We start from the raw sequence: 26,327 nt of genomic DNA on the forward strand, positions 1-26,327 counted from the left end.
GTGGCGCCGCGCGCGGTGACGGACCGCCTGCCTGAGATCGCCGGGGGCGGTGAGATGACCTATTGCGTCGGGATCCTGGTGGAGGAGGGTCTCGTCATGATCGCCGACACCCGCACGAATGCGGGGCTCGACGACATCTCGACCTACCGCAAGCTCCACATGTTCACGAAGCCGGGCGAGCGGGTGCTGGCGCTGGCCTCGGCCGGCAACCTGTCGGTGACCCAGTCGGTGCTCTCGCTCCTGACCGAGGGCGTCGAGGATCCCGATACCGGTAAGCCCGAGACGATCTACGACGCGCCGACGATGTTCCGCGCCGCCCAGCTCATCGGCCGCGCGATCCGCAAGGTGCGGGCGATCGAGCGCGCCGGATTCGAGGCGGCGCAGCTGCGCTTCGAGGTCTCGTTCCTGTTCGGCGGCCAGATCGGCGACGGGCCGATGCGGCTCTACATGATCTACTCCGCCGGCAACTTCATCGCCTGCAGCCAGGACGCGCCCTTCCTGCAGATCGGCGAGCACAAGTACGGCAAGCCGATTCTCGACCGCGCCGTGACCTACCGGACCGACATCTACGACGCCCTCAAGGTCGGCCTGGTCTCGATGGACTCGACCATGCGCTCGAATCTCGGCGTCGGCCTGCCGATCGACCTCACGGTGATCCGCCGCAACACCTGCGACACCGAGGTCTCGCACCGGATCGAGGCCGGCGAGCCCTACTTCCACGACCTGCGCGAGCGCTGGTCGGCGGCGCTCAGGGCGGCCCACCGGGCGATCCCGCGGCCGCCTTATGGGCCTGGGACGAAGTAGGGGACAGCCTCGGATCGCTGTCCGACACGGGGACGGTCAGGGGACGATCACGCCATGTCCGATCTCTCCATCCGACCCGTCGATCGCACCGATCTGCCATGTCTCCTCGACCTGTACGTCCACCTTGACCCGGACGGTGCGCGCTGCTCGCTTGATGACGCTGTCGCCGTCATCGACCAGCTATCGCGCTACGAAGGCAGCGTCATCCTCGTGGGGGCGGTCGGAGATGCACTAGTCACGACCTGCACGCTTGTCGTGATACCGAACCTCACCCGGGGGGCTAAGCCTTATGCGCTGATCGAGAACGTCGTCACCCACGCCGATCATCGGGGAACGGGGTTCGGGCGCACAGTCCTGAGCGCGGCCGTCGAACGCGCGTGGGAGGCTGGGTGCTACAAGGTCATGCTGATGACCGGTTCGAAGAAGCCGTCCACGCTCGCCTTCTACGAGGCAGCCGGTTTCGAGCAAACCAAGACGGGCTTCCAGATCAGGCGGGCACCAGCGCGGCGGGAATGATGGCGCGTGTGCACTCAAGTCAGCGTGATTTCCATTTCGTATAACGATATAGGTCCTTTTGAGATCTAGCTGGCATGATGAAACTATATCACATTCATATTGCCGCTCGCAAAATTACTTGCCTTGCTAGAGCGTAGATCTGAGAGCGTGCGCGTTATAGTTTTGTATATTCGTGATATGGAATGCAAGATATTTGAGTTGAAGGAAAAATTTATCCTCTTTGAAGCATAGATGCCATTGCTCATCCGTTTCCAGTGGACCCATGCATAGCCAGGTTAATCGAGCTTGGAGCTTGAGCTAACCCTCGACAAGCTCAGGCTCCATCGCGCGGCGCGAGATCATGCTGCCAAGCGGGAGCGCAGTCGCGCGTCCCGCCCCTCAACGGTCGGCGCCCCGCCGGCCCTCAATCCGCCAGCGGACGCGCCTCCTCTGGCAGCATGATCGGGATGCCGTCGCGGATCGGGTAGGCGAGCTTGGCCGAGCGGCTGATCAGTTCCTGGCGGCCGGAATCGTACTCGAGGCGCTCCTTGGTCAGGGGGCAGACCAGGAGCTCGAGGAGCTTCGGGTCGATGCGGGTGGCATCGAGGGAAGCGGGGGAATCGGTCATGACGGTCCTTCCGAATGGTCCGGCGGACGCTGTAGCGCAAAGCGCCGCCTATTGCAGCGTCGGCTCGCCGCCCGATCCCCGCACCAGCTCCATCTCGGTCACGGCGATCAGCACCTCGGCCCGGGTCTTGAGGTCGGGCGCTTCCAGCATCGCCTGCTTCTCGCGCGGCCCGAACGGGCTCATCATGCAGAGCGCGTTGACCAGGGCCTCGTTCGGCGCCTCCTCGATGCCGGCCCAGTCGACCTTGAGGTCGTTGGCGTCGACGAAGTCGCGGAGCGCCTTCAGGACGCCGGCGCGATCCACCGCGTCCTCGCCGGCGCGGGCGTGGAAGTCGCTCTCGAACGGCGCGAAGCTCACCTTGCAGCGGCGGTAGCCGGTGGTGGTCGACAATTCCTCCTCGACCCGGAACCGGGCGATGCCGGTGAGCGAGATCAGGTAGCGGCCGTCGCCGGTCTCGGCGAACTGGGTGACCCGGCCGGCGCAGCCGACGCGGAAGAGTTTCGGCGAGAGCGGGGTCTCGCCGGACTCGGCGTCGGGCTGGATCATGCCGATGACCCGGTCGGTCCGCAGCGCGTCGTCCACCATCGCGAGGTAGCGCGGCTCGAAGATGTTGAGCGGCATCTGGCCCCGCGGCAGCAGCAACGCGCCGGGGAGCGGAAAGACCGGGATCACGGCCGGGCAGTCGGCCGGGCCCTTGTAGGCGACGTTCATGCTCATCGGCGTCGCTCCCGCGCGAAACGAAGGGCGTCCCGGGCCCCCTCGTCTCGGGCCCGGGATCGCAACTGACGTTCTAGGGCGCCAGCCTCCGGCGGGGATACCTGTCCGGCGTAAATGCCGCGCCGGGCAGGACTTTCGCGGGCCTTAGGAGAACATCAGGGTCGACAGCTTGCGCCGGCCGCGGATGGTCATCGGGTCCATCGGGCCCCAGGCCTCGAACAGCTGCAGCAGCTGCTTGCGGGCGCCGTCCTCGTTCCACGCGCGGTCGCGGCGAACGATCTCGATCAGCTGGTCCACCGCCTCCTGCTGCTTGCCCTTGGCGTTGAGGCCGAGCGCGAGGTCGAAGCGGGCCTGGTAATCGGCCGGATCGGCGTCGATCCGCTGCTGCAGGCCGGCGAGGTCGCCGAGCGAGGCCGCCTGGTCGGCGAGCTCGATCGCCGCCCGCACGGCGGCGATCGCCGGGTCCTTGGCGGCCTCCGGCGGCGCCGCGTCGAGGAAGCGGCGGGCGCCCTCGAGGTCGTCGCGGTCGAGGAGCAGGCGGGCGAGGGCCGCGATGGCGCCGGCATGGCCCGGCTCCTGGCCGAGCACCGCGGCGTAGATCTCGGCGGCGGCGTCCGGATCGCCGGCCTCGGCGGCGGCCTGCGCCTCGGCCATCAGGTCCTCGACCGCCGTCGGCCCCAGCGGGCCGACCAGGCGCTCGATGAAGGCCTTGACCTGGCTCTCGGGCAGGGCGCCCATGAAGCCGTCGACGGGCTGGCCGCGCTGGAACGCGATCACCGCCGGGATCGACTGGATGCCGAGCTGGCCGGCGATCTGGGGATGCTCGTCGATGTTCATCTTGACGAGCTTCACCTTGCCGCCGGCGTCCTTGACAGCCTTCTCGATGATCGGCGTGAGCTGCTTGCACGGCCCGCACCACGGCGCCCAGAAATCGACCAGCACCGGCTGCTGCAGGGATTCCTGCATCACGTCCTGGCGGAAGGTCGCGGTGGTGGTGTCCTTGATCAGGGCGCCCGCAGGAGCATGACCGGCGGGGGTCTGGCCGGCCGCGGGAGTGTCGGTAAGCATCGATGACCTCGGGAGAACGGCCTTCACGTCGCGAGCCCAGATGGCCCGCCGAACAGATGGGGTAGACCGGCGGCCCCGACCAGGGCAAGGCGCGCGGAGCCGGTATCGCGACGGCGAGAGGCTGGATCGCGAGTGCCGCCGCCCGCTCCTTCGCAGGCCGCATCCCGTGACGTAGGGTGCGCCGGCCGCCCGGACCGCGCACGGATGCGCCGGCCCGGACGCGGCACGCTCCGAGAGACGCCCCTCCATGCGGATCCCGCTCCTCCTCGCCGCGGCAGCCCTCCTCGGCGCCCTCTGTGGGTCTTCCGCTGCGGCCCCGGTCGAGATCCGGGTCGCCGCGGAGGGCGCGCGGCCCGGGCCCGGCGGCGTCGCGACCCTCGATGCGGCCCTGGCCGAGGCCCGTCGCCGCCGCGCCCGCGACCCCGGCGCGGCGATCGTGGTCGCGCTCGCCCCCGGCACGCACCGCCTGGCGCAGGCCGTGCGCCTCGGCCCCGAGGATGGCGGCAGCGCCGGGGCGCCGCTGGTGATCCGCGGGCCCGCCGACGGGTCGGCCCGCCTCGTCGGAAGCCTGCGCCTCGCTCCGGTCCCGCTCGATCCGGGTCTCGCCGCCCGCCTGCCCGCGGCGGCGCGGGGCCGGGTGCGGGCCTACCGGCTGCCGCCGGCCGCGCGGGCGCCGGCGCGGATCCAGGACCCGATCGTCCTCAACGGGCCGCCCTCCCTCCCGGCCTTCGAGGTCTTCGACGACGAGGGCCCGATGCACCCGGCGCGCTGGCCCGCCGAGGGCTTCGCCGGGGCGCGGGACGGCGACGGGCCGGCCTTCACCCTGGCCGACGCTCCCGCCTCCCTGCGCGACGAGCCCGACCTGTGGGCGGAGGGCTACTGGCGCTGGGGCTGGCTGTTCGAGGCGCTGCCGGTGGTCCGAGCCTCGCCGCGGGGGCCGGGCGCGCGCCTCACCCTCGAGCGCACGCCCTACGAGGGCATCCGCGCGAAGGCGCCGTTGCGCCTCGTCCACCTGCTCGCCGGCCTCGACCGGCCCGGCGCCTGGTGGCGCGACGCGCGCAGCGGCACCCTGCTCGCCTGGCCGCGGGGCGGCGAGGCGGTCGAGGTCTCGGTCGCCGAGACGCTGCTCTCCGCTGACGGCGCCTCCCACCTGCGGATCGAATCCCTGCGCCTCGCCATGGCCCGCGGCGACCTGGTGAGCGTGCGCGGCGGGCGCGACGTGGTGATCGCCGACAGCGTGCTCGGCCCCTCCGGCGGACGCGGCGCGGTCTTCTCGGGCGCAACGGAGGGCGGCGTGACGCGCAGCGACCTCTCGGGCGCTGGCGCCGAGGCGGTGGTGCTCACGGGCGGCGAGCGCCGCACCCTGACCCCCGGCGGCCTGTTCCTGCGCGACAGCCGGCTGACCGGGTACGCCCGGCGCCGGCCGACGCAGCACCCGGCCGTCGCCCTCGACGGGGTCGGGGCCGAGGTCGCGGGAAACTACATCCACGATTCGCCGGCCTACGCGGTCCATCTCCGCGGCAACGACCACCGGATCACCGGCAACGAGATCGCGAACCTGCTCGCCGGCGCCACCGATACCGGCGCGATCTATGCCGGCCGCGACTGGACCGCGCGGGGCAGCGTGATCGCCGGCAACTTCCTGCACGACGTCCGGGGCGATGCCGGGCACGAGGTCAAGGGCGTCTACCTCGACGACATGGCGAGCGGCTTCACGATCGCCGGCAACCTCTTCCTGCGGGTCGACCAGCCGATCTTCATCGGCGGCGGGCGCGACAACCGGATCGAGGGCAACGTCCTCGTCGCCTCGAGCCCGGCGCTCCACGTCGATTCCCGCGGGCAGACCTGGGCCCGCGACGCGGTCGCGGATCCGCAGTCGGAGCTGCGCGCCGCCTACGCGGCGATGCCGGTGGAGTCGGGGCCCTGGCGCGCGCGCTATCCGGGATTGCCGGGCCTGCTCTACGACCGACCGGGCGTCGCGACCGGCAACGTCGTCACCGACAACCTCATGGCCCTGAGCGCGCCGTTCCGCTTCACCGACGGCGGCAGCCAGGCGGAGCAGACCCTCGCGCGCAACCGCGGCCCGGCCCATCCCCCGCCGAACCTCGCCGACCTCGCGCAGGCCTCCGTGAAGCCCGAGGATTTCGCCACGCTCGCCGACGGCACCGGGCTCAGGCTGCCGACGATCCCGTCCGCCCGGATGCGCCGGTCCCTGCTGGCCGGGGCGCCTTTCGGGCGCTGAGCGCGTCGCGGGCCGCGATCAGGAGGAAGCGCGGGATGGTGTCGAGGTAGCGCCGCCACAGGCGCCGCGGCTCGCGGGCGACCCGGTAGGCCCATTCGAGGCCCGCCACCTGGAGCATCCGCGGCGCCCGCGGGATGCGGCCGGTCGCGACGTCGAAGGCCGCGCCGACGCCCATGGCGATCGTGCCCGGCAGGTGGGCGGCGTGGGCCGCCATGAACAGTTCCTGCTTCGGCGTGCCGAGCCCGACCCAGACGATCTGCGCCCCCGAGGCGCGGATGCGCGCGCGCATCGCCTCGGTCTCGGCGGCGTCGAGAGCGCGGAAGGGCGGCGTCTCGATCCCGGCGACCTGCAGCCCCGGCACCCGGGCGCGCATCGTCGTCGCGAGCAGGTCGGCGACGCCCTCGCCCCCGCCGAGGAAGTAGTGGCGCCAGCCCTCCGCCGCCCCGGCCCGGCAGACCGCCTCGACCGCCTCGATGCCCGGCACCTGCTGCATGGCGGAGAGCCCGCGCCAGCGCCCGATCCAGCTCAAGGGGCGGCCGTCGGCGCAGACGAGGAGCGCCTCGTGGTGGGCGGCGCGAAGGCCCGCCTCCCTCTGCGCCCGCACCACGCCGTGGGCGTCGCGAAAGACCACGAAGGTACCGGCCTGCCCCGGCCCGGCGGCGAGCCGCCGCCCCACCGCCGCGATCAGCCCGTCCATGTCGGTGGCCGAGACCGGCACGCCGCCGATCTCGAAGGAGGGGACGAGGGGGTCGTGCGCCATGAATCAGGTTCCTGTCGGTGAAAGGGACGCGTCGGCCGCCCGGGCGGCGACGGCGTCGCGGTAGATCTCGAGGAGGGCGCGCGTGGTGACGTCCTCGCGCCACTCGCGCTCGTAGACGGTGCGGGCGGCGCGCCCCATGGCGGCCGCGGCCGCGGGGTCGCCCGCGATGCGGGCGAGCGCGGCGGCGAGGTCGGCGGCGTCGCCCGGCTCCGCGAGGAGGCCGGTCGCGCCCTCGCTCACGAGGCTCGCCAGCGCCCCGATCCGCGAGGCGACGACCGGGGTGCCGGCGGCGAAAGCCTCCGCCACCACCATCGGCAATCCCTCGTACCAGAGCGACGGCACCACGACCGCGGCCGCCCGCGCCATCGCGGCCTGGACCGCGTCGGGGGCGAGGGCGCCCCTGAGGTCGAGGCCCGGATGGTCGGCGAGCACGCCTGCGAGCGGCCCCTCGCCGATCGCCGTGACCCGAATTCCGGCTCGCGCCGCCGCCTCGGCGAGGACGGGCACGCCCTTCTCAGGGCTCAGCCGGCCGACATAGAGGAGGCCGCTGCGCGGTCCGCCGGGGGGCTCGCCCGGATCGGGCAGGCCGTTCGGGCGGATGCGGATCTTGTCCGCCGGGAAGCCCGCCGCGACGAAGCGCTCGCGGGCGAAGGGGGTGAGCGCCACGAATCGGTCGACGTCGCGTCGCCAGGTTCCGGCCCGGCGATGCCGGTCGACCATCCGGGCGACGGCGAGGGAGCCGATCCGCGAGCCGCGATAGCAGGCGAACCGCACCGCCTGGTAGGGCGAGCCGGTGACGCAGACCTCGCACGGCGCGCCGTCGCGCATCAGGAAGGCGCCCGGGCAGATCAGGCGGTAGTTGTGCAGGGTCTGCACCGTGGCGCAGCCCGCCGCCCGCGCCGCGGCGTGGATGCCCGGCGAGAGGAGCGGGAAGAAGTTGTGGACGTGGACCACGTCCGGGGCGAAGCGGCGCACGGCCGCCATCACCCGGGCGATGCCCTCCGGCGCGTGCGTCGCCGCGAAGGCCGCCCGCAGGCGGGCGAGGCCGGAATCGATCGCGCCGTTGTCGAGGCACACCGCCTCGACCGCGCAGCCGGCTCGTTCGAGGGCGGCGAGGTCGCGGGCCACCGCCGCGTCCTCGCCGCCGCGGACCTGGTAGCGGTTGTGGGCGACGAGGACGCGCAGGGGAGGGGCGCTCATCGGCGCCGCCCGCCGGCTTCCGGCCTCGGCGCGAGGGGCCGTTTCGGCCGGCGCCCGGACCGGAGCGCACCGTCCCGGCCGACGAGGCCGCCGACCCGCGACGTCCCGCTGCTCATCCGTCGCAAAGCCCCCAAAGCCCGAGCCCCCAAGATCCGACGTCTCCCTCCGCGGCGTCACGCCGGGGACCGCGCGCCTCGCCCGCCTGTTCCGTTACTCCCGAAGTACAACGCCAGCCTTGGCGGGCCGGCGCGTCCCCGTCCCGAGACCAGGCGGTCCGGGGAGCCGGCGATCGTCAGGAGATTCGGGTCGAGGCTCGACGAACCTGCGTGGAGATAACGTGTTTCCCGTGGATCTTCAGCCGCGGAGAACTACCGACCCCAGCCGGCCTGGGCGGTTCGACAGGACACGTCGTGGCAGGTCGAGATGAGACCGGCGGCTGTTCTGGAGCACGTCAGAAATCGACGAGCGAACGGGATTGTGCTGCGATCGCAGCGGCCTGGGCGGCGCCGGGTGCCGGCGCGGCGACGCGCGCTCGCCCGCCGCAGCCGCGTCCCGCGGGGCACGGGGGTGTGACGCGATGTCCGGGCCGGTCGGCGTCTCGCTTGTCAGCGCCTCGCCGGTCAGCCCCGGGCCGATCCGCCCGGCGCCAGGATCGCCTCGACGACCTCCTGCACCTCCAGCGCCTCCGCCAGGGTCGCGAGGTGGTGCGCCTCGCCGGCATTCATCCGCACCACGCCCTCGAGCTGGCGGCGCAGGGCGATCGGCCGGGCGCGCTCGTTCGGCATCGCGTCGGGCGCCGCCTCGAAGCGGCCGTCCGGCCCCCGCCGCTCGGCGATCGCCCAGTCGCGCAGGCGGACCGCGCCGGCCTCGCCCTCGAGGGTCCAGGTGTTGTGGTCGTCGTGCGGCGTCCCGCCGACCCGGCCGCGCAGGACCACCGGCACGTCGCCGGCCCGGAACGCGGCCTCGATCGCGCGCTCGGACCGGCCTGGCTCGGGGAATTCGGCCCGCGCCGCGAGCCCGCGCAGCGGCCCGAGCAGGCGGCGGCTGAGGAACAGGAAGTGCGACACCACCTCGCGGGTGAAGCCGCCCTCCTGCGGCGCGTCGAGCCAGGCCGCGGCATCGGCCTGCCAGGGCCGCGGCCAGAGCGCGAAGGCGACCTCGATGGTGAGCTGCCGCGGCGCGCCGACCGCGCCCTCGGCGATCCACCGGGTCAGCGCGGCGACCCCGAGGGAGGAGGCGAACGGGAAGTTCACGGCGCCACGGCCGCCTGCCTCCGCCACGAAGGCCCGCGCCTCGGCGAGGTCGACGGCGAGGGGCTTCTCGCAGAACACGCTGCGGCCCGCCGCCAGGGCCGCCCGGGCGTGGCCGAGATGCGAGGCGGGCGGGGAGGCGACGTAGACGCAGTCGCTCGCCGCCACGACGGCGGCGGCATCCGCCACCACGGGGACGGACGGGAAGGCGGCGGCGATGCGGCCTCGCGCCGACGGGCTCGGATCCCACAGCGCCGCGACCCGGACGGGCGCGCCCTCCTGCCCGAGGACGGCGCTCAGCATGCGCTCGCCCATGATGCCGGCGCCGATGATGCCGAGGGCGAGGGGTTCGGTGGGCGTGCGCATCTGTGGGGGATCCTGGTGCCGTGCGCGCTCCTCATAAGGCCGAACAGGCGGCGGGGGAACGTGATGGCGTCCGCTCGCGGTCATTGCCTGGCGCGGGCGAGAGGCCGCACGCGTTAGATCTTGACCGTATTGCTGACGTATCCTTAAAGCGGGCCGTCCACCGGCACGCCGCTCGCACCGCATTCCCGTGAACGGGGCACGATGTCCCAGACCGGGAGAAATGTTCGCATGTGGCACAGTGCCGTCGGTTTCCTCGCCGTTGCGATTGCGGTCGCGCTGATCGTCCGGCATTTCGGGGCGCCGCGTGCCGTGATCTACGGCTTCGTGATTACCGGGCTCGGGGCCTCGCTCGCGACGCTGCTCCTCGCCGACGCCAACACGGTCGATCCCGGGAAGAGCCGCGCCCCGGCCTTCACGGCGCAGACCGCGCCGGTGCCTGGGCGCGACGTGCGCGACACCGGCGCCTGGCGCTGATCCGCCTTTCGTCGGTCCGGGCCTCAGGACAGCGAGATCAGCGCGACGCCGGCGACCATCAGCCCGCAGCCGAGGACGCGCCACGGCCCGGCGGCGTGCTGCGCGAAGCCGACCCAGCCGTAATGGTCGAGCAGCACCGAGGTCACGAGGCCGGCGGACACCGTGAGCCCGGTGAACACCGCCGCCCCCAGCCGCCCGGCGAGGACGATCATCGCCAGCACGTAGGCGCCGCCCATCGCGCCGCCGAGCCAAGCCCACCACGGCACCTGGGCGAGGCGGGACGTCCCCGGCCAGGCGAGCCCGAGGAAGGGCGCGGCCGCGAGGTAGACCAGCGCGTTGGCGCCCGAGACGACGAGGGCGGCGAGCACCGGCTGGCCGAGGGCCTTGGTGAGGGCCGTGTTCGCCCCCGCCTGGACGGTGTTGAGCACGCCGGCGAGGATGGCCGACAGGACGACGAGGACGGGCATGGATGACGGGCTTTCGCGACCGGGAGCCTCGTCAACGCCGCCGGCGTCCCGGAGGTCGCGGCGCCCGGGTCACCGCTCCGGCAGGCCGGCGCGCCGCAAGCCGTCGTAGAGGCGCTCGCGCTGGGCGAGGAAGGTCGGCTCGGTGGAGGTCAGGCTGCGGTAGCGGGCGATCGTGTAGCCCGGCCGGAGCCTGAGGAACTCGGCGAGCGAGGCCCGCGCCTCCGCGTCGCGGCCGAGGCGCGCGAAGGCGCAGGCGAGGTAGAGGTGCGGGAAGTCGAAGAGCGGGTTCACGGCCGCCGCGCGGCGCAAGGGATCGATCGCCGCCTCGTCCCGCCCGAGATGGAGCTTGGCCAGCCCGTCCCGCGCCAGCCAGGCGCCGAGCAGGGGATCCTTCGGGCTCAGGCGGATCGCCGCCGCGATGTCGGCTTCCGTCTCCTCCGCCCGGCCGAGGAAGATGTGGATCAGGCCCCGGTAGGCGTGGGCGCGCGCGAAGCTCGGGTTGAGGGCGAGCACGCGCTCGAACGCCGCGAGCGCCTCCGCGTAGCGGGCGCGGGCCCGCAGGGTCTCGCCGCGCAGGTAATGCGCGAAGGGGTGGGTCGGGTCGCCGCGGAGCACGGCGGCGACCGCCCGCTCGGCCGCGTCGAGGTCGCCGGCCCGCTCGGTCGTCCAGCCGTTCAGCACCCCGTCGACGAGCACCTCGGCGAGGCCGAGCCGGGCGTGGGTGTTGGCCGGATCGAGGGCGAGGGCGCGCTCGAACAGGGGCCGGGCCCCGGCATGGTTCTCCCGGGCGAAGGGCCGGTTGAGCAGGGCCTGGCCGCGCATGACGAGGTCGACCGCGTCCGCCGGGTGCCCCGCCCGCGCCTGCGTCTCGGCCTCCAGCAGGCGCACGCCGAGCGCCCGGCCGACCTGGGCGACGAGGGCGTCCTGCGCCGCCGCGAGGTCGCCCCGCGCCCCGTCGTAGCGGTCGGCCCAGAGGGCGGCGCCGGTCTCGGCGTCGGTGAGATGCACGGCGAAGCGCACCTGCTCGGCGCTCTGCCGCAGGCTGCCCTGCACGACGTAGCGCACGCCGAGCTCCCGCCCGACCGCCCGGGGCTCGACCGGCCGCCCCTTGTAGGATTGCGCGGTGCCGTGGGCGATGACGAAGGTGCCGGGCGCCCGGGCGAGGTCGGCGGAGAGGTCCTCGGCGAGCTGCTCGGCGAGGTAGTCCTGGTCCGCGTCGCCGCTCTGGTTCACGAGCGGCAGGACGACGAGCGAGAGGCGCGGCCGCGCCGGCTCGCGGATCTCCTCCGCCCGCTCGGGGCCGGCGAGCCGCGACCAGCCGAGCGCCAGCCCGGCGGCGAGCGCCAGGGTGAGGAGCGCCAGGGTGACGATCCGCGAGGTGATGATCCGCGAGGCGACGATCGGTAGGGCGGCGACGGCACCGAGGGCGGGCCGCAAGGCCCGTCCGTCCGGCGGCGGCACGGCGTAGACGCGCATCGGCCGGGCGATGTTCTTCAGCCGCTGGAGCCCGTGATCGACGAAGCGCAGGTCGGGCAGGCCGCGCGCGTGCCGGTAGGCGGCCTCCGACAGCCGCAGCGCGCCGGGCTCGGCCATCGCCTGCAGCCGGGCCGCGATGTTGACGCCGTCGCCGAACAGGTCGCCCTCGTGCACCATGACCTCGCCGACGTGGATGCCGATGCGCAGGCGGAACCGGCCGGCGTCGCCTTCGGCCTCCGCCAGCATCCGCTGGATCGCCGTGGCGCAGTGCACCGCGTCCGCCACCGAGGCGAACTCGGCGAGCACGCTGTCCCCGGCCGTGTTCGCGATCCGCCCGCGCCGCGCCGAGACGAGGCGGTCGACGATCCGCCGGGTCGCCTGGAGGGCCCGCATCGCGCCGCTCTCGTCGGCATGCATCGCCTTGGAATAGCCGGCGATGTCGGCGGCGAAGATCGCCGCCAGCCGGCGCTCCGGCACCGGCCACTCCGCCGCGGGGGACCGCTTCGTGCGCGCGCTCACGGCGCGCCGCCCGCGCCGCTCCCGAGACCGGACGGGCGGCGGGACGAGCCATTGCACGAGAAAACATCGATCGATGCGACGATCATCGAAAGCGCCCTCCATTGTCTTCGCGGGATCGATCCCGGTCGAGATCCAGCCCGACGCGAGCGTCGGGCCGGACCGGTGCCGAGGCCGCGGGCCGGACGGACCGGCGCATCGATCCCCGATCCTCGCCCGGATCCGAGCGTGGCGCGTCAGCTTGGCGGGCGGTTAGCAGGACGGGAATTCAGGAAGATTGCTTCCCGGACACGGTTCCCGCCGACCTGCGGCGAGGCGAACGCTCGCCGCGCCCGCACGTCGGGTCGGCGACCTCGCCCCGCCGCTGCAGCCGCAAAGCAATCGCGAACCCGGCCCGGCCGTGCCGCCCGGTTCACCCGGTGGATCGGCCCGAGATCCGGAACATTGTCCTACGCGCCGACCCGGCGAGGCGCGGATCCACTATCGGTTCCCTTTGTGCGAAAAAACATTTCGGCTGTCTCTCTTGTGCGCGACAAATCTTTCTTAACGGGGTGACCCTAGGCGTTAGACCGTTCCAGTCTTCGGTCTCCTCAGGGGAAACGAGTCCTACGATGTTCAGGCTCAGCATCGGAAGCAAGCTTGCCTTGTCGTCGGCGGTAACCGCGCTGTTTGCCGCCGGCGCGATCGCCAACCAGTGGTCCAGCAACGTCGAAGTGCGCGCCGCGAACGAGGCGGTCGCGCGCGAGGCGACGATCCTGCGCGGGATCTCGCAGGCGCAGCTCGCGGTCACCCGGATCCAGCTGAGCCAGAAGACCGTCGAGCTGGCGCGCGACGCGGCGGCCGCCGACGCCGCCGTGACCGCGGCGCGCGAGGAGGCGAGGGCTGCCGCCGCGAGCCTCGCGCGGCCGATCGCGATCGCCCTCAAGCCGGACGTCCTGCGCGACAGCGAGCGCAACGTGCACGACCTCGCGGCGGCGGTGAGCCGGTACGCGCAAGCCGGCCGGGCCGACCTCTACGGCCGGCCGGTCGACGCCGCGGCGGCGGGTGCGGCCCGCCACGAGATCGCCGCCCTGACCGGGCGCGCGGAGAAGACGATCGGCGAATCGGTTGCGAACGCCAACCGCTTCACCCAGGAGGCGATGGAGGCGGCCTCCGAGCGGATCGCCGCGGCGACGCGGGTCGGCCTCGTCGTCGGCGCCGCGATGCTGCTGAGCCTGCTCGGCGCGGTCGTCGCGCTGATGTTGAACATCCGGCGGCCGATCACCCGGCTGGTCTCCGTGCTGGAGCGGATGGCGGCGGGCGAGATCGACGCCGAGATCGCCGAGAGCCGGCGCGGCGACGAGATCGGGGCGCTCGGCCGCGCCGTCGACAGCATCAAGGCCATGGTGGCGCGCAAGGCGGCCGAGGATGCCGAGCGCCGCCAGATCGCCGATGCGGCCGCGGCCGCGGCGCGCCAGCACGCCATGATGGAGCTCGCCGACAGCTTCGAGGCCGAGATCGGCGGCATCGTCGGCTCGGTGTCGTCCTCCGCCACCGAGCTGCAGGCCACCGCCCGCTCGATGTCCGCGACCGCCTCCGAGACGGCGGCGCAATCGTCGAGCGTCGCCGCCGCGGCCGAGGAGGCGGCGGCGAATGTCGGCACGGTGGCGGCGGCGGCCGAGGAACTCGGCGCCTCGATCTCCGAGATCGGCCGCCAGGTGTCCGGCTCCGCCGGCCTCGCCCAGCGGGCGGTGGCGGAAGCCGACCAGACCACGCTCTTCGTGCAGGCCCTCAGCCAGACCTCGGCGAAGATCGGCGACATGGTCGGGCTGATCTCCAACATCGCCAGCCAGACCAACCTCCTGGCCTTGAACGCCACCATCGAGGCGGCCCGGGCCGGCGAGGCGGGACGCGGCTTTGCCGTGGTCGCCGCCGAGGTCAAGGAACTGGCCAACCAGACGGCCCGGGCGACGGAGGAGATCGCGCGCCAGATCGGCGAGGTGCAGGGCGTGACGACGCAGACCGTGGGGGCGATCGGCGCGATCACCTCGCTGATCCGCGAGATCGACGCGGTGGCCGCCTCGATCGCCGCGGCCGTCGAGCAGCAGGGAAGCGCCACCCAGGAGATCGTGCGCAACGTCTCGCAGGCCTCGATCGGCACGAGCGCGGTGACCGGCAACGTCGCCGGGGTGGCCCAGGCCTCCGAGACGACCGGCCTGGCGGCGACCCAGGTTCTCGCCTCGGCCTCCGAGCTGTCGCGTCAGTCCGAGCACCTCTCGGGCGAGGTGCACCGCTTCCTCGCCACCGTCCGGGCGGCCTGACCGGCGCCGGGCGGCCGCGAACGGGGCGCGATGACGCGGCGCGCTCCGTGGGATAGGGCATGCGGGCCGGACGGTCGTCGATCGGTCCGGACGGAGCAGGCGCATGACGGCACGCGACCCCTTCCTCCCGGGCTTCACGCTCCACGACATCGACGCCGACGGCGTGCGGATCCGGGCCGCCGCCGGGGGCAGCGGACCGCCCGTCCTGCTGCTGCACGGCCACCCGCAGACCCATGCGACCTGGCACGCCGTGGCGCCGCGCCTGGGCGAGCGGTTCTCCGTCGTGGCGATGGACCTGCGCGGCTACGGCGATTCCGACAAGCCGCCGGGCGGCGAGGGGCACGCGGCCTACGCCAAGCGCGCGATGGCGGCGGACGCGGTGGCGGTGATGCGAGCCCTCGGCCACGAAAGCTTCGCGGTGGTCGGGCACGACCGGGGCGGGCGGGTGGCGCATCGGCTCGCCCTCGACCACCCGGCCGCGGTCTCGCGGCTCGCGGTCTTCGACATCGCGCCGACCGCGACGATGTACGCGCGCACCGACAAGGCTTTCGCCACCGCGTATTTCTGGTGGTTCTTCCTGATCCAGCCGGCGCCTCTCCCGGAGCGTCTGATCGGCGCCGATCCGGAATTCTTCCTGCGCACCCATCTCGAGGGTCAGTCGAAGACGCCGGGCTGCCCGAGCCCGGAGCTGTTCGCCGAGTACCTGCGGGTCTACCGGGATCCGGCGACCCGCCACGCCATCTGTGAGGATTACCGCGCGGCTGCGACGATCGACCTCGCGCACGACGCGGCCGATGCCGAGGCGCGGATCGCGGCGCCGCTGCTCGCCCTGTGGGGCGCCCGGGGCATCGTCGGCCGGACCTACGACGTGCTGGAGACCTGGCGCGAGAAGGCGCGCGACGTGCGCGGGCGCGCCCTCGATTGCGGCCACACCCTGCAGGAGGAGCGCCCGGACGAGGTGAGCGCGGCGCTCCTCGACTTCCTGGGCTGAGTCCTCAGGTCTGGGGCTCCGGATCCTCGGGTTCGGGGTTCTTGGGCCCGGAATCCTTGGGCCCGGAATCCTTGGGCCCGGAATCCTTGGGCCCGGAATCTTCGGGCCCGGAATCCTTCGGCTCTCCGCCCTCGGGCGGGGCCGGCGGGACGTGGTCCTTGCGCCACTGGGCGAACAGGCTCTGGAGCACCGCGACGGTGTCGCGCACGGCCTTCGCCTCGTCGTCGACCGAGACGCCCTCGGAGACGGAGTTGCGCGTCGTCAGCACGGCACGGTCCTCGATCTCGGTCAGCCGCTCGAGGAAGTCCGGCCGCGCGGCGAGAAGGTCGAGGGCGTCGCCCATGGCGGTGGCCAAAGTGGTGGCCAGCAGCCCCGCCGTCGCGACGTCGCCGACCGAGGCCTCGTAGGGCTCGGGGGCCTCGTCGTCGTCCTCGTCCTCCTCGGCCGCCGCCTGCAGGCCCTCGACCAGGGCCTCGACGATCTCGACCGCGGTATCCTCCGGCACGGCGAGCTTGACCGCGACCTCGACGTCCTCGCCGCTGAAGCCGGCGGTGCCGAGGGTCACCTGAAGGATGCCCGGCCGGCGCAGGCTGAGGGCCATCAGGGTGTTGGCGTAGATGGTGGGGGCGTCCGGCATGACCTCGACCTCTTCCGGGCAGGCGCGGGACTCGAACGGTCCCCGTGCCTGCCCGGTCTGTATCGCGCTCCGGCACCGTCGGCGACCGCGCACGTGGCGGTCACGCGCTGGCGAGCCGGGCGACCTTGTTGTCGGGGAGCTCGATGTCGACGCCGAGGGTCGAGACGGCGTCGCCCCGTTCCATCGTGACCTTCACCTTCTCCTGGTCGATCGCGACGTGCTTGGCGATCACCGCCAGGATCTCCTCGCGCAGGATCGCCACCAGGTCCGAGCGGCCGAAGGCGGTGCGCTCGTGGGCCAGCAGGATCTGCAGGCGCTCGCGCGCCACCGGCGCCGTCCCGCGCCGCGACAGGAAGCTCAGCAGGTTCATGCCGCCCTCCGGGTGAACAGCTTGCCGAGCAGGGAGCGCTTCTCGGACGGCACCGTCATCGCGACGGTCTCGCCCTTGAGGCGGCGCACCGCGTCCGCGTAGGCCCGCGCCGGGGCGCTCTGGGGCGCGTTCAGCGTCACCGGGCTGCCGAGGTTCGAGGCCTTCAGCACCTCCTCGCTCTCCGGGATCACCGCGAGCAGCGGGATCGACAGGATCTCCAGGACGTCGTCGATCTTCAGCATCTCGCCGCGCTCGGCCCGGCCGGGGTCGTAGCGGGTCAGGATCAGGTGCTTGTCGAGCCGCTCGCCCTTCTCGGCGCGCTCGGTCTTCGAATCGAGCAGGCCGATGATCCGGTCGGAATCGCGCACCGAGGACACTTCGGGGTTCGTCACCACGACCGCGATGTCGGCGTGGCGCATGGCCAGCGTCGCGCCACGCTCGATGCCGGCCGGGCTGTCGCAGATCACCCAGTCGAACTTCTCGCGGAGTTCCCCGATCACCCGGGCGACGCCGTCGTCGGTGAGCGCGTCCTTGTCGCGGGTCTGCGAGGCGGGAAGCAGCGAGAGGGTGTCGAGGCGCTTGTCGCGGATCAGGGCCTGGGGGAGCTTGGCGTCGCCCTGGACCACGTTGATGAGGTCGTAGACGACGCGGCGCTCGGCCCCCATGATGAGGTCGAGGTTGCGCAGGCCGACGTCGAAGTCGACGACGCAGACGCTCTGGCCCGTCTTGGCCAAGGCCGCGCCGAGCGCCGCCGTCGTGGTGGTCTTGCCCACCCCTCCCTTGCCGGATGTCACCACGATGACTTTGGCCATTGGTCCCCCCTGAATCGGTCGATTGCGAATTCGCGACCGGCGCGGTCCCTGCGTATGTTTTTTCATGATGTTTTTCACCCTGTCCGCGGAATGTTGCTGCGGGGCCCCCAGGGCGGTGAACTAGTCCAGGGCTGCGGTGCGCATCGCGTCGCCGTCGAGCCAGACCTGCACGGCACGGCCGCGCAGGCTCGGGTCGATGTCGTCGGCGATGCGGTAGAGCCCGTCGATGGCGAGCAGTTCGGGCTCGAACTTGCGGCAGAAGATGCGCGCGCCCGGCGAGCCGGCGGCGCCCGCGATGGCGCGGCCGCGCAGGGCCCCGTAGATGTGGATCGAGCCGCCGGCGATGACCTCGGCGCCGGACGCCACCGAGCCCATCACGGTCACGTCGCCCTCGGGGAAGAGGATCGCCTGGCCGGAGCGCACGGGGCTCTCCAGCATCAGCGACTTCGCCCCGGTCACGCGCTCGACGGGGGCGGCGGCCGGGGCCTCGCCCGGCATCGCCACCTCGCCGGAGGGCCGGCCGCCGTTGAGGGGCGGGGGCATGCCCGGGCCGAGCGCGCCGGCTCCGGCGCCCTCGATCCCCATGATCGGGATCTCGCGCTCGTTGAGGGCGGCGACCAGGCCCGCAAGCGCGTCCCGGCTCGGCGCCAGGGCGGTCACGTCCAGGATCACGGCGCGGCCGGCGAAGAAGGCCGGAGAGCGCCTGGCAAGGGCGTCGAGATCGGCGAGCCAATCCTCGATCGGCACCTCGGGGGCCAACACGACCGCCAGGAACGAGCGGCCACGAAAGCGGATCGGTGGGCGGGTTTGGGTCTGGCTGGTCACGGGTTTACGACTCGTTACCAGCCCATCAGGCGCGCCTGATGGTTAGCGAATGGTTAACGTGCGTAACGAAGTCTTCACCTTTGCGACGCCGCGGAGGCGAGCGTGGCCTCGATGTGTCGCACCAGGCCCGGATCGAGCGAGAGGCTGCGGGCGAGGTGGTCGAGATAGGCCCGCTCCTGGGGCGTGTCGACGGTGATCGCCATCAGGGAGGCGGCGTAGAGCTCGGTCGCCTGCTCGGGGTTGCGGGCCAGCCGCGCCACCGCCTCGACGTCCACGGGCGCGCGCAGCGCATCCATCAGGAAGGCCTTGTCGTCGGCGTCGAGCGTGTGGCGGTCCATCTCGCCGAAGATGCGGCCCTGCTCCTCCGCATCGATATGGCCGTCGGCCTTGGCGGCGGTGATCATCGCGATCAGGAGCGCACGGGCGCGGTCCTGCTCGTCGGCGGCGGAAGCCGGCGCGAAGCGCGTGCCGCCGAGCATCCGGGCCGCCTCGTCGGCGGAGGGGATGAAGCCCGCCGCCCGGCCGGTGGGCGGGGCGCCGCCTTGGCCGTGCTTTGGCTGTCCCTGGTTCGCCTGCCAGTTCTGGTAGGCCTGGTAGGCGAGGGTCGCGATCAGGGCGAGGCCGCCGGCCCGGCCGGCCCCCATTCCCGGCATCCCGCCGCCGGGCATCCCGAATCCGCGGCCGCGCCGTCCGCCGAGGACCAGCGAGGCGAGGCCGCCGAGGATCGCCGCCTTGCCGCCCCCGCCGCCGAGCGAGCGGGCGACCTGTTCGAGGGGGGAGGGCGCGTGTCCGTCGGGCGCCCGATGGCCGGGATGGCCGCCGCCGAAGCCGCCTCCCCGCGGCGAGCCGCCGAGGAACTGGTCGAGCAGGCGCTTGGCATCGAACATCGGGGGCACCCTCCGGCACGAGCCGTCGAGATGGTGTGGCACGCCGCTCCCGCAAGGGGAGGGGACGGGAGCGGTGGCGGATATTTTCCCCTTCCGATTTTCAGTCGAACGCGCCCCCCTCTCCCGTCTGGGAGAGGGGTCAGGGGTGAGGGTGCTACGGTTCCGTGTAAATCGCCAAACGTCGAGCGGCCAGCATGACGGTCAGAGCTTTAGACTGAAGCGTGTCACCCGGCGCGATCTTCGATCGCCCCTACCTCTACTCCAGGCGGGAGAGGGGATCCCGCGACTTTCTCGTATTCACTAGCGACAGACAGTAATCTCATCCCGGCCGTCGTTCCATCCCCGCCCAGCGCCGCCGCACGCTCCAGGCGTAGCGCGAATCGCCGTCGAGCAGGTGCAGGTGGTCCTGCAGCCGGTTGCGCTCCAGCCAGGCCAGCGCCGATTCCAGCTCCTCGACCGTCATCGCGGCCCGGCTCTTGTTGTTGAAGAGGCGCTTGAGCACCGCGTTGTAGCGGTGGGGCAGGGGGGCGCCGGGCCTCGCCTGCAACTCGGCCTCGTCCTCCACCGCCTGGGCCGTCACCATGGCGGCGAGGCGGGCGCGCAAAGCCCGCTCGATCCGCGAGGGCGGCACCGGCGCGGCGTCGGCCGCCTCGGGACGGGCCATCGCCACGGCGGGGCCCGGCCGCAGCATGGCGTAGCGCAGGCCGAGCGCGTTGCTCTCCAGCGGCACGATGCCGTCGTCGGTCTGCGCCGGCGGCCGCGGCTCGGCCGAGGCGGCGCCCGTCGGGCGCTTGCGGGGCCGCGTGGCGGTCGCCTGCTCGGTCTCGATCCGGGCGCGGAAGCGGGCGAAGAGCGGGTCGTCGGGGTGGAAGACCAGGGCGTGCTGGTCGGCGTAGTCGCCGGCATGGGGATCGACCCGGGTCGCCCGGGCGATCATCTGCTCGAGCCAGGGCCGCGAGCGGATATGGGTGAGGGCCGCCACCACGGCGACCTCGGGAGCGTCCAGTCCCTCGTAGGCCATCGCCACCGTCACCAGCACGGCCGGTTCGGGGGTGAGCCGGAAGGCGGCGAGCGCCGCGTGGGCGTCGGCCTCGACCGAGGTGGCGATGCGCACGTCGCGCCGGGCCTGCTCCTCGGGCATCCAGGCCTGGATCATCGCGTGGTAGCTCTGCGCGCTCGCCTGGTCGGGGGCGACGACGAGGAGCTTGCCGAGGCCCCGGACGGCGTCGCCCGCCGTGAGGCCGCGCCGGCGCCGGCGCTCGGCCCGCAGGCGGCGGGTGGCGAAGAAGGCCTCGCGCAGGAGGTCGCGGGCAAAGCCGGTGCGAAGCGCCGTGAACAGGGCCGGCCGGGTCGTGGCGCTCGGGCTCGACCCCGAGAGCCGGTGCGGGCCGACCCGGGCCTGGCCGGAGGTGCGCCCGCCCTCGAGCCAGCTCGCCTCGCCGTCGAGCGCCCCGAAATTGACCGGCAGCACGGCCTTCTCGGCGAGCGCCTCGGCGCGGGAATAGCCGATCACCGCCCAGCCCGGCGCCTCGATGTCCGGCACGGCGGAGCCGTTCTCCGTCCGGTATGGGAGCCACAGGATGCGCCGGCCGTCGGCCCGCTCGAGGGTACCGGAGAGGAGGAGCCGTAAGCTTGCCTCGCGGAACAGCGGCAGCAGGGCCTGGCTCCAGGCGGCCGCCTCGCTGTCCCGGTCGCCGTCGCCGAGGGCCGGCAGGTGGTGGACCTCGTCGACGACGAGAAGCGTGCGGTGGCGCCGCATCTCGGCGAGGTGCAGGGCGGGCGCCGCCGCCACCGCCTGGTAGGTGGTGACGTAGCCGGCCAGGCCCCGGCTCGGGTCGGGCGCGTTGTCGGCGGCCCGCACGGAGAGGGCATGACCGAGGGCCGCGCGCCAGGCCGGATCGGCGAAGGCTTCCTCCGCCTGGAGCCGCAGGGAATCCCGGGGCACGACCCAGACCACCCGGTCGACGAGGCCGGCCGCGATCAGCTTCGACGCCGCGATCACCGGCAGCAGCGACTTGCCGCCCCCGGGCGTCACCGCCGCCAGGATGTCGGCGATGCCCGTGGCCTCGCCCCGGGCGAGCGAGGCCACGAGCTCGGACAGGCTGCGCTGGTGGCTGCGCAGGGGACGGGGCGGGGCGCTCAAGGCTTCAGGGAATCACGGGCCATTCCCGGACCATGACGGAGCCCCGCCCGCTTGTGAATCCGGGGGACAAGCAGGATTTCTGCGTTCCCCACATCACAAACCGCTTGGAGCCCGGACAAAACGCTCGGAGCCCCGGCGGCGGGGCTCAGACCCGCCCGCGCTCGAGCATCCGCGACACCACCCGGGCGGTGAAATCGACCATCGGGACGATGCGGGCGTAGTTGAGCCGGGTCGGCCCGATGACGCCGACGACGCCCACGATGGTCTGGCTGCCGTCCCGGAAGGGGGCGGCGATCATCGACGAGCCGGAGAGCGAGAACAGCTTGTTCTCCGAGCCGATGAAGATCCGCACGCCCTCGCCGCCCTCGGCGCGCGAGAGAAGGTCGATCACGTCCTTCTGGCTCTCCAGGTCGCTGAAGAGCAGGCGGATGCGCTCCAGGTCCTCCGCCGCGCGCAGGTCGTCGAGGAGGTTGGCCTGGCCGCGCACGATGAGCTGGCGCTCCTCGCTCGGACCGACCGAGCGGGCGAGGCCGGCATCGACCAGGCGCCCGGTGATCTCGTCGAGCTCCTGCTTCATCGCCGCCCGGGCCGCCTCGATCTCGGTGCGGACCTCGCCGAGCGTGCGGCCGCGGATGCGGGCGTTGAGGAAGTTCGAGGCCTCCTGGAGCGCGCTCGCCGGCAGGCCGGAGGGCAGGTCGAGCAGGCGGTTCTCGACCGAGCCGTCGTCGGAGACCAGCACCACCAGGGCGCGGCCGGGATCGAGGCGCACGAACTCGATGTGGCGCAGGCGCGGGTTCTGCTTCGTCGTGACGACGACGCCGGCGCCGCGGGAGATGCCCGACAGCAGCACCGAGGCCTCGGTCAGCGCGCTCTCGAAGGTGTGGCGCGAGGCGGCGGCGCGCATCTGCGCCTCGATCCGGCCCTGCTCCTCCTGGCCGACGTCGCCGAGCTCGAGCAGCGCGTCGACGAAGAAGCGCAGGCCGTGCTCGGTGGGGAGACGGCCGGCGCTGGTATGGGGGGCGTAGATCAGCCCGGCCTGCTCCAGATCCGACATCACGTTGCGGATCGAGGCCGGGGAGAGCGCCATCGGCAGGATGCGGGCGAGGTTGCGCGACCCCACCGGCTCGCCCGTGGCGAGGTAGCTCTCGACGATCTGGCGAAAGATTTCCCGCGAGCGCTCGTTGAGCTCGGCAATGGCACGGGCCTGTCCGGAGCCGCCCGGCAGGGGAGGCGGGAAAGGTGGAATGTCGCGCGTGTTCATCAACCCTACGGGAGCCAAACGACCCCTTACTGTGCGGCGCGGCCGCGCCCGGCGCAAGCGGACGCGACGCCGCGCGGGGGCGGAAATTCGGAGCCTGCCCGCGCTTATCGCGTCGTGCCTGAACGGGGGCCGACACGAGGTCTCACAACCCGTTCAGCCCGCCGGCACCACTCTGACCCCATGGCCGCATCGACGCGGCGGGACGAACCGGAGGCGGACATGCTGACGAAGCGCAATCCCACGATGGCCGGCACCATGAAGGCCGGCAAGCGGCTCCTCGCGGCGGCGGCCCTGGCGGTGGGCGGTTTCCTCGCCGTCGGCGCGGCCGAGGCGGCGCCCTTCGCGCCCGGCGCGAACCCGGCTCCCGCGGCCGGGGTGGTGCAGGTGCAGTACGGGCACCACCACGGATGGGGCCACCGCGGTCACCATCATCATGGCGGGTGGGGCCGGCATCATCACCATCACGGGGGCTGGGGCCATCACCGCCGCCACCACGGCTGGGGCCACCATCACCATCGGCATTGGGGCCACCACCACGGCCGGCGTCACTACGGGTATTACTGAGAGCCTGTTTTATCGAAGGAACGTCATCGTATGTGTGCATTCCATCCCATTCACGGCCTCATCCTGAGGTGCGACTGAAAGGAGCCTCGAAGGAGGGCTCCGGATATCGCACGGATTTCTGGAGCCCTCCTTCGAGGTCAGTCGATCCGCAATCGACTGACACCTCAGGATGAGGCTGAGGGTGGGGTAAAGGTGCCACGCAGATCAAACAGGCTCTGAGATCTGATCGAAGCCGGACGACGATCGGAAGCCCGGGATCTCCGACCCGCCGCATCGTCCCGGGGATCGCCGGAGGCGAGAGACCGGGATCCGGCACGCGGGCGATGGAGGATCAGGCGAATACCGTTCCGATGGCTTCCGAAACACCTGCGGTCCTGGGTGTGCCTTCGGCACTCCGGGCTCCGCTGCGCGGCCCCGGGATGACCGGGACCGCCTCCGTCCCCTTGCCGCCCCCGGCGCCAGCGCCTAAGAGCGCGCGGCCCTTAGCGGATCTCAGCGTCGCGCCGGTCACGCGCGGCGCCCTGGACAGGAGTTGCCCATGCGCCCCTCGAAGCGCGCCCCCGACGAGCTGCGCAAGGTCACGCTGGAGCGGGGCGTCTCGCGCTACGCCGAGGGCTCGTGCCTCGTCTCCTTCGGCGAGACCAAGGTCTTGTGCACCGCCTCGCTCGAGGAGCGCGGCCCGTCCTGGCTGCGCGGCTCCGGCAAGGGTTGGGTCACCGCCGAGTACAGCATGCTGCCGCGCGCCACCCACGACCGCAACCGGCGCGAGGTCAATGCCGGCAAGCCGTCCGGCCGCACGCAGGAGATCCAGCGCCTCATCGGCCGGTCGCTGCGCGCCGTCGTGAACCTGCCGGCGGTGGGCGAGCGCCAGATCGTGGTCGATTGCGACGTGCTCCAGGCCGATGGCGGTACCCGCACGGCGGCGATCACCGGCGCCTGGGTCGCGCTGCACGAGTGCTTCACCTGGATGCGCGGCCGCTCGATCATCTCGGTCGACCCGATGCGCGACCACGTCGCGGCGATCTCCTGCGGCATCCACAAGGGCGCGCCGGTGCTCGACCTCGACTACGCCGAGGATTCCGGCGCCGAGACCGACGCCAACTTCGTCATCACCGGCAGCGGCGGCCTCGTCGAGGTGCAGGGCACCGCGGAAGGAAAGCCGTTCTCGGAGGAGGAGTTCATCGGCCTCCTGCGCCTCGCGAAGTCGGGCGTCGCCGAACTGGTGGCGCTCCAGAAGCAGGCGATCGCCTGATGGGCCGCCTTCTCACCGGGCGGGTCGTGATCGCGACCCACAATGCCGGCAAGCTGCGCGAGATGCGCGAGTTGCTGGCGCCCTTCGGCGTCGAGGCGGTCTCGGCCGGCGAACTGAACCTGCCCGAGCCGGACGAGACCGGCACGATGTTCTCCGAGAACGCCGCCATCAAGGCGCGGGCGGCGACGAAGGCCACCGGCCTACCGGCCTTCGCGGACGATTCGGGGCTCTGCGTCGATGCCCTCGACGGGGCGCCGGGGCTCTTCTCGGCCCGCTGGTCCGGCGGATCGAAGGATTTTTCCGGCGCGATGGCGCGCATCGAACGCGAACTGGCCACCCGGGGCGCCACGAACCGGCGCTCGCACTTCGTCTCGGCCCTCGTCCTGACCTGGCCGGACGGGCACGAGGAGCTGTTCGAGGGCCGCGTGTTCGGCGAGCTGGTCTGGCCGCCCCGCGGCGACAAGGGCTTCGGCTACGACCCGATGTTCAGGCCCGACGAGAGCCCGCTCACCTTCGGCGAGCTCTCCTCGGAGGAGAAGCACGGCATCGACTGGACGAAGCGGGAGGCCCTGTCGCACCGCGCCCGCGCCTTCCTGGCGCTCGCGGCCGCCTGCCTGCGCCGGCCCGAATAGAAAAAGGCGCCCGCTCCGCAAGGAGGGGCACCGCGAGAGAGCGGGGGCGGCTCGAACGCCGCCCCGCCTCGACGGTCACGCGATGGTCAGGCCGACATCGACGTTGCCGCGGGTGGCGTTCGAGTACGGGCACACCTGGTGGGCCTTCTCGACCAGCGTCTCGGCGGTCGCCTTGTCGAGGCCCGGCAGCGAGATGGTCAGGTCGGCGGTGATGCCGAAGCCGCCCTCGGAGCGCGGGCCGATGCCGACCTTGGCGGTCACGGTGGTGTCGGCCGGGACGGCGATCTTCTCCTGGCCGCCGACGAACTTCATCGCGCCGAGGAAGCAGGCGGCGTAGCCGGCCGCGAAGAGCTGCTCCGGGTTGTTGCCGGCGCCGCCGGCGCCGCCGAGTTCCTTGGGGGTCGACAGCTTGACGTCGAGGCTGCCGTCCTGGGTCTGGGCGCGACCGTCGCGACCGCCATTCGCCGTGGCCTGGGTGGTGTACTTCACGTCGACGGACATGGGGCTCTCCTCGGGTCGGGGCGGCGTGGCGCCGCCCGCTGGATCCTTCATAGACCGAATTTCGATTGTGCGCAATTTGTTTTTGCGCCAACGCGAGGGTATGAGTGTCTGAGCCGCGGGTCGAGACAGGGCCGGGCCCCCTGACGTGCGAGCCAAGTGCGAGGAAGTGGCACATGTCCGAGCCCGACCGCGACGCGACCGCCGGCAAAGCCGCCGATACGGCCGCCGACAAGTTCGACGCCCTGCACCTCTCCAGCCAGATCTGCTTCGCGGTCTACTCGGCGGCGCACGCCTTCAACCGGATCTACAAGCCCCTGCTCGACCGGCTCGGCCTGACCTACCCGCAATACCTGGTGCTGCTGCTGCTCTGGGAACAGGACGGGCAGACGATGAAGACGCTGGGCCAGCGCCTCTACCTCGATTCCGGCACCCTGACGCCGCTCCTCAAGCGGCTGGAGGCGGCGGGCCTGGTCAGGCGCGCCCGCGACATCCACGACGAGCGACTGATGCGCATCAACCTCACGGAATCCGGCGCGGCCCTGCGCGACAAGGCGATGCCGTTCCCCAACGAGATCGTCTGCGCCTCCGGCCAGCCGGCGGAGCGGCTGGTCGCCTTGCGCGACGAGATCCTGGCCCTGCGCGACAGCCTGCACGCCAGCGCGGCGCCGGATCGCGGGGCGGCGTGAGCC

At 72.7% G+C, this 26,327-nt stretch carries 26 protein-coding genes; 10 read left to right on the forward strand and 16 right to left on the reverse strand.

Annotation, left to right across the window (positions count from 1 at the left end; genetic code table 11):
• Positions 1–54: 54 nt before the first annotated feature.
• Positions 55–804 carry a proteasome-type protease gene (locus DK419_RS23230; protein ID WP_109962463.1) on the forward strand — a complete coding sequence of 250 codons (750 nt, stop codon included), beginning with the start codon at positions 55–57 and terminating at the stop codon, positions 802–804.
• Between the two features lie 54 nt (positions 805–858).
• Positions 859–1,320: a GNAT family N-acetyltransferase gene (locus DK419_RS23235; protein ID WP_109961184.1), complete on the forward strand. Its 462-nt coding sequence runs from the start codon at positions 859–861 to the stop codon at positions 1,318–1,320.
• Positions 1,321–1,723: 403 nt separating this feature from the next.
• Here DK419_RS23235 and DK419_RS23240 read toward each other — a convergent pair whose 3' ends face one another.
• The 3 genes from DK419_RS23240 to trxA form a co-directional block, all read right to left on the reverse strand.
• Positions 1,724–1,927: a Trm112 family protein gene (locus DK419_RS23240; protein ID WP_109961185.1), complete on the reverse strand. Its 204-nt coding sequence runs from the start codon at positions 1,925–1,927 to the stop codon at positions 1,724–1,726.
• Between the two features lie 48 nt (positions 1,928–1,975).
• The gene (locus tag DK419_RS23245; protein WP_109961186.1) at positions 1,976–2,644 is read right to left on the reverse strand and encodes an LON peptidase substrate-binding domain-containing protein; all 669 of its coding nucleotides are present in this window, start codon (positions 2,642–2,644) and stop codon (positions 1,976–1,978) included.
• A 144-nt stretch (positions 2,645–2,788) separates the two neighbouring features.
• Positions 2,789–3,712 (reverse strand): thioredoxin, encoded by a 924-nt coding sequence (gene trxA, locus DK419_RS23250; protein ID WP_109961187.1) that lies wholly within the window; start codon positions 3,710–3,712, stop codon positions 2,789–2,791.
• A 247-nt stretch (positions 3,713–3,959) separates the two neighbouring features.
• Between trxA and DK419_RS23255 the strand changes: the two genes are divergently transcribed.
• Entirely contained in the window at positions 3,960–5,954 is a 1,995-nt protein-coding gene (locus DK419_RS23255) for a right-handed parallel beta-helix repeat-containing protein (protein WP_109961188.1), read from the forward strand.
• On the opposite strand, the gene DK419_RS23260 is transcribed toward DK419_RS23255, so the two are convergent.
• The 3 genes from DK419_RS23260 to DK419_RS23270 form a co-directional block, all read right to left on the reverse strand.
• Positions 5,884–6,714, reverse strand: coding sequence for a WecB/TagA/CpsF family glycosyltransferase (locus DK419_RS23260; protein ID WP_109961189.1), 831 nt, complete (start codon positions 6,712–6,714; stop codon positions 5,884–5,886). The genes DK419_RS23255 and DK419_RS23260 overlap by 71 nt on opposite strands.
• Positions 6,715–6,717: 3 nt before the next feature.
• On the reverse strand, positions 6,718–7,914 hold the full coding sequence (locus DK419_RS23265) for a glycosyltransferase (protein WP_245442664.1): 1,197 nt from the start codon (positions 7,912–7,914) through the stop codon (positions 6,718–6,720).
• A gap of 620 nt (positions 7,915–8,534) precedes the next feature.
• Positions 8,535–9,530 carry a Gfo/Idh/MocA family protein gene (locus DK419_RS23270; protein ID WP_109961190.1) on the reverse strand — a complete coding sequence of 332 codons (996 nt, stop codon included), beginning with the start codon at positions 9,528–9,530 and terminating at the stop codon, positions 8,535–8,537.
• Positions 9,531–9,758: 228 nt separating this feature from the next.
• Between DK419_RS23270 and DK419_RS23275 the strand changes: the two genes are divergently transcribed.
• Positions 9,759–10,004, forward strand: a complete 246-nt coding sequence (locus tag DK419_RS23275) for a hypothetical protein (protein ID WP_109961191.1) — start codon at positions 9,759–9,761, stop codon at positions 10,002–10,004.
• Between the two features lie 23 nt (positions 10,005–10,027).
• Here DK419_RS23275 and DK419_RS23280 read toward each other — a convergent pair whose 3' ends face one another.
• Entirely contained in the window at positions 10,028–10,471 is a 444-nt protein-coding gene (locus tag DK419_RS23280) for a DMT family transporter (protein WP_109961192.1), read from the reverse strand.
• Positions 10,472–10,540: 69 nt separating this feature from the next.
• The gene (locus DK419_RS23285; RefSeq protein WP_162561370.1) at positions 10,541–12,466 is read right to left on the reverse strand and encodes an adenylate/guanylate cyclase domain-containing protein; all 1,926 of its coding nucleotides are present in this window, start codon (positions 12,464–12,466) and stop codon (positions 10,541–10,543) included.
• A 608-nt stretch (positions 12,467–13,074) separates the two neighbouring features.
• Between DK419_RS23285 and DK419_RS23290 the strand changes: the two genes are divergently transcribed.
• Together DK419_RS23290 and DK419_RS23295 are read left to right on the forward strand one after the other, a co-directional pair.
• A complete protein-coding gene (locus DK419_RS23290; protein ID WP_109961194.1) occupies positions 13,075–14,763 on the forward strand; it encodes a methyl-accepting chemotaxis protein in 1,689 nt (562 codons plus the stop codon).
• Positions 14,764–14,866: 103 nt separating this feature from the next.
• Positions 14,867–15,754: an alpha/beta fold hydrolase gene (locus DK419_RS23295; RefSeq protein WP_109961195.1), complete on the forward strand. Its 888-nt coding sequence runs from the start codon at positions 14,867–14,869 to the stop codon at positions 15,752–15,754.
• A gap of 4 nt (positions 15,755–15,758) precedes the next feature.
• Here DK419_RS23295 and DK419_RS23300 read toward each other — a convergent pair whose 3' ends face one another.
• The 7 genes from DK419_RS23300 to hrcA all read right to left on the reverse strand — a co-directional run bounded on the left by DK419_RS23300 (position 15,759) and on the right by hrcA (position 22,689).
• Positions 15,759–16,391, reverse strand: a complete 633-nt coding sequence (locus tag DK419_RS23300) for a hypothetical protein (RefSeq protein WP_109961196.1) — start codon at positions 16,389–16,391, stop codon at positions 15,759–15,761.
• 100 nt (positions 16,392–16,491) lie between these two features.
• Complete coding sequence (gene minE, locus DK419_RS23305; protein ID WP_109961197.1) at positions 16,492–16,761, reverse strand: cell division topological specificity factor MinE; 270 nt, start codon at positions 16,759–16,761, stop codon at positions 16,492–16,494.
• Positions 16,758–17,573, reverse strand: coding sequence for a septum site-determining protein MinD (minD, locus tag DK419_RS23310; RefSeq protein WP_109961198.1), 816 nt, complete (start codon positions 17,571–17,573; stop codon positions 16,758–16,760). The genes minE and minD overlap by 4 nt, the downstream gene beginning before the upstream one ends.
• Positions 17,574–17,693: 120 nt before the next feature.
• Complete coding sequence (minC, locus tag DK419_RS23315) at positions 17,694–18,398, reverse strand: septum site-determining protein MinC (RefSeq protein ID WP_109961199.1); 705 nt, start codon at positions 18,396–18,398, stop codon at positions 17,694–17,696.
• Positions 18,399–18,472: 74 nt separating this feature from the next.
• Entirely contained in the window at positions 18,473–19,285 is an 813-nt protein-coding gene (locus DK419_RS23320) for a tellurite resistance TerB family protein (protein WP_109961200.1), read from the reverse strand.
• Positions 19,286–19,604: 319 nt separating this feature from the next.
• Complete coding sequence (locus DK419_RS23325; RefSeq protein ID WP_109961201.1) at positions 19,605–21,428, reverse strand: DEAD/DEAH box helicase; 1,824 nt, start codon at positions 21,426–21,428, stop codon at positions 19,605–19,607.
• Between the two features lie 145 nt (positions 21,429–21,573).
• Positions 21,574–22,689, reverse strand: a complete 1,116-nt coding sequence (gene hrcA, locus DK419_RS23330) for a heat-inducible transcriptional repressor HrcA (RefSeq protein WP_109961202.1) — start codon at positions 22,687–22,689, stop codon at positions 21,574–21,576.
• A 219-nt stretch (positions 22,690–22,908) separates the two neighbouring features.
• On the opposite strand from hrcA, the gene DK419_RS29225 reads away from it, so the two are divergent.
• From DK419_RS29225 to rdgB, 3 genes are all read left to right on the forward strand, one after another.
• On the forward strand, positions 22,909–23,253 hold the full coding sequence (locus DK419_RS29225) for a hypothetical protein (RefSeq protein ID WP_208642238.1): 345 nt from the start codon (positions 22,909–22,911) through the stop codon (positions 23,251–23,253).
• A 538-nt stretch (positions 23,254–23,791) separates the two neighbouring features.
• Complete coding sequence (rph, locus tag DK419_RS23340; RefSeq protein WP_109961203.1) at positions 23,792–24,505, forward strand: ribonuclease PH; 714 nt, start codon at positions 23,792–23,794, stop codon at positions 24,503–24,505.
• A complete protein-coding gene (gene rdgB / locus DK419_RS23345; RefSeq protein ID WP_109961204.1) occupies positions 24,505–25,137 on the forward strand; it encodes an RdgB/HAM1 family non-canonical purine NTP pyrophosphatase in 633 nt (210 codons plus the stop codon). The genes rph and rdgB overlap by 1 nt, the downstream gene beginning before the upstream one ends.
• A 75-nt stretch (positions 25,138–25,212) precedes the next feature.
• Here the strand turns inward: rdgB and DK419_RS23350 are convergent, their stop codons facing one another.
• Positions 25,213–25,638 carry an organic hydroperoxide resistance protein gene (locus DK419_RS23350; protein WP_109961205.1) on the reverse strand — a complete coding sequence of 142 codons (426 nt, stop codon included), beginning with the start codon at positions 25,636–25,638 and terminating at the stop codon, positions 25,213–25,215.
• Positions 25,639–25,811: 173 nt separating this feature from the next.
• On the opposite strand from DK419_RS23350, the gene DK419_RS23355 reads away from it, so the two are divergent.
• On the forward strand, positions 25,812–26,324 hold the full coding sequence (locus tag DK419_RS23355) for a MarR family winged helix-turn-helix transcriptional regulator (RefSeq protein ID WP_109961206.1): 513 nt from the start codon (positions 25,812–25,814) through the stop codon (positions 26,322–26,324).
• Positions 26,325–26,327: the final 3 nt, after the last annotated feature.

This window comes from Methylobacterium terrae (genome assembly GCF_003173755.1).
Lineage (GTDB): Bacteria > Pseudomonadota > Alphaproteobacteria > Rhizobiales > Beijerinckiaceae > Methylobacterium > Methylobacterium terrae.

Excerpts from the sequence above, each read along its gene's own strand:
- DK419_RS23230 (WP_109962463.1), top strand. The coding sequence starts at position 55 with ATGACCTATTGCGTCGGGATCCTGGTGGAGGAGGGTCTCGTCATGATC.
- DK419_RS23235 (WP_109961184.1), top strand. The coding sequence starts at position 859 with ATGTCCGATCTCTCCATCCGACCCGTCGATCGCACCGATCTGCCATGT.
- DK419_RS23240 (WP_109961185.1), bottom strand. The coding sequence starts at position 1,927 with ATGACCGATTCCCCCGCTTCCCTCGATGCCACCCGCATCGACCCGAAG.
- DK419_RS23245 (WP_109961186.1), bottom strand. The coding sequence starts at position 2,644 with ATGAGCATGAACGTCGCCTACAAGGGCCCGGCCGACTGCCCGGCCGTG.
- trxA (WP_109961187.1), bottom strand. The coding sequence starts at position 3,712 with ATGCTTACCGACACTCCCGCGGCCGGCCAGACCCCCGCCGGTCATGCT.
- DK419_RS23255 (WP_109961188.1), top strand. The coding sequence starts at position 3,960 with ATGCGGATCCCGCTCCTCCTCGCCGCGGCAGCCCTCCTCGGCGCCCTC.
- DK419_RS23260 (WP_109961189.1), bottom strand. The coding sequence starts at position 6,714 with ATGGCGCACGACCCCCTCGTCCCCTCCTTCGAGATCGGCGGCGTGCCG.
- DK419_RS23265 (WP_245442664.1), bottom strand. The coding sequence starts at position 7,914 with ATGAGCGCCCCTCCCCTGCGCGTCCTCGTCGCCCACAACCGCTACCAG.
- DK419_RS23270 (WP_109961190.1), bottom strand. The coding sequence starts at position 9,530 with ATGCGCACGCCCACCGAACCCCTCGCCCTCGGCATCATCGGCGCCGGC.
- DK419_RS23275 (WP_109961191.1), top strand. The coding sequence starts at position 9,759 with ATGTGGCACAGTGCCGTCGGTTTCCTCGCCGTTGCGATTGCGGTCGCG.
- DK419_RS23280 (WP_109961192.1), bottom strand. The coding sequence starts at position 10,471 with ATGCCCGTCCTCGTCGTCCTGTCGGCCATCCTCGCCGGCGTGCTCAAC.
- DK419_RS23290 (WP_109961194.1), top strand. The coding sequence starts at position 13,075 with ATGTTCAGGCTCAGCATCGGAAGCAAGCTTGCCTTGTCGTCGGCGGTA.
- DK419_RS23295 (WP_109961195.1), top strand. The coding sequence starts at position 14,867 with ATGACGGCACGCGACCCCTTCCTCCCGGGCTTCACGCTCCACGACATC.
- DK419_RS23300 (WP_109961196.1), bottom strand. The coding sequence starts at position 16,391 with ATGCCGGACGCCCCCACCATCTACGCCAACACCCTGATGGCCCTCAGC.
- minE (WP_109961197.1), bottom strand. The coding sequence starts at position 16,761 with ATGAACCTGCTGAGCTTCCTGTCGCGGCGCGGGACGGCGCCGGTGGCG.
- minD (WP_109961198.1), bottom strand. The coding sequence starts at position 17,573 with ATGGCCAAAGTCATCGTGGTGACATCCGGCAAGGGAGGGGTGGGCAAG.
- DK419_RS23320 (WP_109961200.1), bottom strand. The coding sequence starts at position 19,285 with ATGTTCGATGCCAAGCGCCTGCTCGACCAGTTCCTCGGCGGCTCGCCG.
- hrcA (WP_109961202.1), bottom strand. The coding sequence starts at position 22,689 with ATGAACACGCGCGACATTCCACCTTTCCCGCCTCCCCTGCCGGGCGGC.
- DK419_RS29225 (WP_208642238.1), top strand. The coding sequence starts at position 22,909 with ATGCTGACGAAGCGCAATCCCACGATGGCCGGCACCATGAAGGCCGGC.
- rph (WP_109961203.1), top strand. The coding sequence starts at position 23,792 with ATGCGCCCCTCGAAGCGCGCCCCCGACGAGCTGCGCAAGGTCACGCTG.
- rdgB (WP_109961204.1), top strand. The coding sequence starts at position 24,505 with ATGGGCCGCCTTCTCACCGGGCGGGTCGTGATCGCGACCCACAATGCC.
- DK419_RS23350 (WP_109961205.1), bottom strand. The coding sequence starts at position 25,638 with ATGTCCGTCGACGTGAAGTACACCACCCAGGCCACGGCGAATGGCGGT.
- DK419_RS23355 (WP_109961206.1), top strand. The coding sequence starts at position 25,812 with ATGTCCGAGCCCGACCGCGACGCGACCGCCGGCAAAGCCGCCGATACG.